At 35.0% G+C, this 4,989-nt stretch carries 1 protein-coding gene and 1 pseudogene; one reads left to right on the plus strand and one right to left on the minus strand.

Going from position 1 to position 4,989, the window contains the following annotated elements:
- Positions 1-185 (plus strand): hypothetical protein (locus tag ACFIQC_RS09215; RefSeq protein ID WP_375707084.1); only part of this gene is annotated, 185 nt, incomplete at its 5' end.
- 929 nt (positions 186-1,114) lie between these two features.
- Here the strand turns inward: ACFIQC_RS09215 and ACFIQC_RS09220 are convergent.
- A pseudogene (locus ACFIQC_RS09220) lies at positions 1,115-4,989 on the minus strand (type ISP restriction/modification enzyme); the annotation flags it as partial.

Consider the following 4,989-nt stretch of genomic DNA (forward strand, 5'->3'; position numbering starts at 1 on the left):
AAACCCACCTTGAACGTGCATTAGCTTTAGCCAAAGAAGTAGCAAAGGTGAAGCAAGTGAGCTACGCTTTGATTGAACGGGTGGCAGAAAAGTTTGATGATCAACAAGAGGTTACCAGCAAGGAGCAACCCCGCTCGTGGAAAGAGAAAATAGTCAATTTTATCGGAAAAAAAGACAAGAAATAGCACCTAAAAAATATCAAAAAGATTTCAGAAATTTAGAAAATAAGACGCGCTCCAAAGTCTTGATCACTAGTTGAAAAACTCAACAGTGGTATGGCTCTGATCATGGTTTTGGTGCAAGATTTTAAGGAAACAACCTATAAAAAAAGATCTATAAAATTATTCCATAGATTATAAAAATCTCTTTTAATGGGCTTTTGTCTATTTTATCGGTTATGTCAGTTTATTTAACAGACGAATCTTATGATTTTAGTGAGTGATTAAAATGTGCTTTATGAAAAGCATATGATCCTTTAAAGCCCTTCAAAAGAAACGGTTTATAATCATAAGAAATGCTATTAAGACTATTATGGTTATGAGTTTAGGGGGGTATGGGGGTTTTGGGGGGTCTTTTTACCCCCCCCCTTTATATATATTTTTTAATCCAAAATAAAAGTTATTATATTTCAATAAGTTAATCTTTCAAATAAACAACCTATATTAAACATAACACATAAATACAATTTTTAATATATATCTAAGAGGGTTTTGTAGGGGTTTTGGGGGTTTTAAAAACAGACAAAACCTATAAGTAATATAAGAAAATGAATATACATAACTCTGTTTAAACAAAGCTTTTGAAAAGGATAAAGCTATCATTTTAAATACGGTATAATCTCTTAAAGGCAATCCAAATAAGAGTATCTAAAAGTGCAAATGATTTCTTTTTAGAATAACGCATATAAACACTCCTTTTAAAGATTATAGGTAATCAATTCACAAGATGATACGTTTAAAGAATTTACAAAAGTCCATTAAAGGATTTCTGATAACGTAATTCTTTCCTATCTTAGTTATCTCATAACAGATGATAAAATAAACTTTTATTTAAACTAATACATAAGCGGCTTTAATAAGATTAGCATGCCCATTATGTGAGCATGCTTTATAAGTTATTCAGTTTCTCTAATTTCTAATTTTGGTAGGTTCTTAACAATTTTGATTGTCTCTAAACTTACAGTAATAACCCTTTGAAATAACTCTAATGGATAAGCAGGGTTGCCAACGGTTTCAACAGCATAGCGATTAGCATCATTCACAATACCACTCTTTTTATCAGTCTTAACGCATTGACGCCCCATAACCCATTCAAGAGCAGGCTTGCCATTGACGATATACTCATAAGCTTCAAGAGGGATATCTGTTATGGTAATATTGCTATTGTAAATAACAGTCGATTTATCCTTTTCCTTACTATTCTTAATTTTTGCGAATTTCATTTCAGTCACATAATAGAATTTTTCGAGATTAGAGATTTCTGTCTGTTTTGGATTACCCTTTTTAAAGATCACGGGATAAGGCTCTACATCTTCATAATTCACGTGCAAATGACCTAGTTCACGTCCTGCTGTTACAAATTTCCAAAAGTCATCAGCACTCTTTACACACGGGATACGAGGCAATTCTTTAGAGAGGTTATCAGCATAACGGGCACGATAATCTTCCGAATGAAGTATACCGTAAACATAATAGAATAGATCATCCTTAGTGATTTTTTCATTAGGATAAGCTGCTTTAAAATGTGCTAATCCTTCATCAGTTATGGCATCATGCCTCTGTAAACCAACAGTTTTGTTTTCTTCTGTAGCATTTGCAAATAAATGGGATTGTTTCTCATTTTTATCTTTTGAAACCGTCGTGTCTTCGTAAATATAACGTGGAAAGCATTGTCCAGTATCTATTGCATGAAAATCAGGTAGATCCTTAGTCATAATAACAGAAAATCCACTTCTTGCCCCTATAGCAGAAACTTGTATCACTGTATTTTTGATCATTTTTTCTACAGGAAAGATACGAGGCATTTGATAAATTGCTTCATTAAAAATGCGATTATAATAAAGCCACTGTCGTGTAAAAGGACGATATAAACTTTGAACAAAACCGACTTCTTCAAATTTTAAAATATGACCTCTTGCTAATTGTTTTTTTATATTCAAACTCCAACTTATCTTGCTTGTATCTGAATTAACAAAATTATCTACAGCCTTTGTACGTGATTTACTGTCAGTGTGCGCATAAGCATTATTAAAACGTTCTGCTTCACTGTTATAGAAGGCAATCATGTTACCCATATTTTTCGCTAAAATTGCACGACTTGAATTGTATGCCCAAGCATCACGACTAGTCGTAATGCCACAAGAATAAATCTCAAAGAGTTTTTTCTCATGAGGTCTCTTATCGCCTAAAGCTAAGAATGTTTCAAAACTGTCATCACGTTGACGTATCCAATCACCATGCTTATCTGGTGTGATTATTTGCCAATCTTTTTTACTTCGTGTAATGCCATCAATACTACCAAAGTCCTTAATTGTTTTAAGTTTTTTTCTCTTGTTTGATTATCACCAATATCATGATAGTAAATTTTACAAGGTCCAATAGTATTGGGATTTTTTATAAACAGCGTCACGGCAATGCCCGTCATACTACCACTACCAAAAACATTTTCACCTTCTTGAGCAGCTCCATTGCTTAACATATTTTTACGAAGATCCCCTCGTAAATTAAGTACATAAATACTCGTAAATTCTTTGGCTAAAGATTTTCGTAAACTATTCATTGTCGATTTTTCTATGTAACCAGAGCCAGAAACAAAGCCGATTACCCCAGCATTACCAATACGGTCACTTGCCCAGCGCATAGCACGAATATAACTGTCATAAAAATTTCGCGTATTCATTGATTTAGATTGAGCAGCATAGGTTTCACGAATACGGTTATTTAATATGGGATAAGGGGTATTCTTTGCATTGTCATTAGCACTTTTTTGACCTGTTGAATAAGGAGGATTGCCAACAATAACTTGGATATCTACTTCCTGCTGTTTTTTACACCGCTCTGAATTCTCAAACATATAGCGTGTAAAAAAATCTTTTTCTTCAAGCATCAAAAACGTATCAGTTAAACAAATTCCTTCAAAAGGGATATACTCTCCTTTCATAAGACTATGATAGGTCGATTCAATGTTAATCGCTGCTATGTAATAGGCTAGCAAAACAATCTCATTGGCATGAATATCATGACGGAATTTATATTTCATATCCTCTGGTTTGATGAGCTTGGATTGTAAAAGCCGTGTAATAAAGGTCCCCGTTCCAGTGAAAGGGTCAAGAATAGAGACGCCTCGAGAACTTAAGCTTTGTCCAAACTCTTGCTCTAAAACATCATTGACGGAATGTAAGATAAAATCAACTATTTCAATAGGCGTATAAACAATCCCAAGTTTATCTGTTGTCTTTTTGAATGCCTTGGTAAAAAAATCTTCGTAAAGTTTGATAATAAGATTCTGTTTTGCTCGCGTTTCAATAATACCCTCTGTATCATCCTTTACACTTTGATAAAACTTTTCAAGATCTTTGGCTTCGTCTTTGATATTCATCTTATCAAGTTCTCTTAAGATCTTTTCCATGGCTTGTGAAATGGCATTGTTTTGCACAAACTCATTTCCATCAAACAAGGATTCAAAAATAGGACGTGTCACAAGGTGTTGCGCCAACATCTCAAGTGCATCCTCTTGCTCGATACTGTCATTTAAACCGTTCTTTAATTCTTTATGAAAGGCATCAAAAGCGTGAAAGGCTTCACTCTTTTTATCAGCGAGTATGCTTTTAAGACGAATAATATGATTTTGTGCAATTGCAGCTACATTGCCAGCCCAATTTCCCCACTGATTAGGCTCTCCACATTTTTTGACAATGATGGGCTTAATAGCACGCGATAATTCATCAACATAAAACTCGAATTCTTTTTGTCCTCCATATTTATAAGAGCTTTCACTTGCTACTGAACCAATATGAAGCCCAGCACTTTCCGATTTCGCGTGGAAAGAGAGTTCGTCAACAACTGCGGTCATTGCTTGTAAAGCAGGGTCAAAAGTAACCCCTACAATCTCAAACACATGACGAACATCTTGGTCCAGCTCTAAGGCTTTTATTTTGTTTTTAAAGTTGTCATCATGAGCACGCAAAGCATTGAGAACTTGCCAGATGACATCATACTTTGTATTGTTTTCTAAAGCCTGTTGTGGTGGAATATTAAAGGGAATACCAACGGGTAAAATAATGTAGCCTGTTGTTTTACCTTCTGCGCGGCGCATCACACGCCCCACAGCCTGTATCACATCCACATGACTTTTACGCGGGTGTAAAAACATAACCGCATCAAGAGCAGGGACATCGACTCCTTCAGAGAGACATCGGACATTGGTTAACACACGGCAGTTATTCTCATCTGTCTCTTCTTTAAGCCAATCAAGTAATTTATTACGATTTTTGCCATTAAAAGATCCATCAATGTGCTTAACATCAAAGATAAGAGAAGTCTTACTTTCGGGAACAAATTTATGATATTCATCAATGGCGTCATTGAATAGTTCGCTAACTAATTGAGACGTCTTGATATTTTTACAAAAAGCCAGAGAACGACGCATAGGTTTTATGCCATCTTCTTCCTTCTTTTCTATTTGGGAAAGTGCTTTGTAGCAGCCAATGATTTTAGTTGTATCATCAAGAATAAGTTCGGAATTTTTATCTTTAAGGCGTTTCTGAATCGTTGCGTTAATAATTGCTTCATCAACAGCCAAGACGATAACTTTATAGGGTGTTAAAAGTTTATCTTTTAGAGCTTTTGAAAAAGTATACGTGTAAAGATTTTTTCCATAGAGCTCTTCATCATCCATGGACGCCAGAACAGCATCAGATGCGTCAGCCTTCTTTTTCAGCTTGTCGGTAAAGATCTTAGGGGTTGCTGTCATGTAGAGGCGTTTTTTGCC

It is taken from the genome of Bartonella sp. AA126HLJHH (genome assembly GCF_042197425.1).
Taxonomy (GTDB): Bacteria; Pseudomonadota; Alphaproteobacteria; order Rhizobiales; family Rhizobiaceae; genus Bartonella.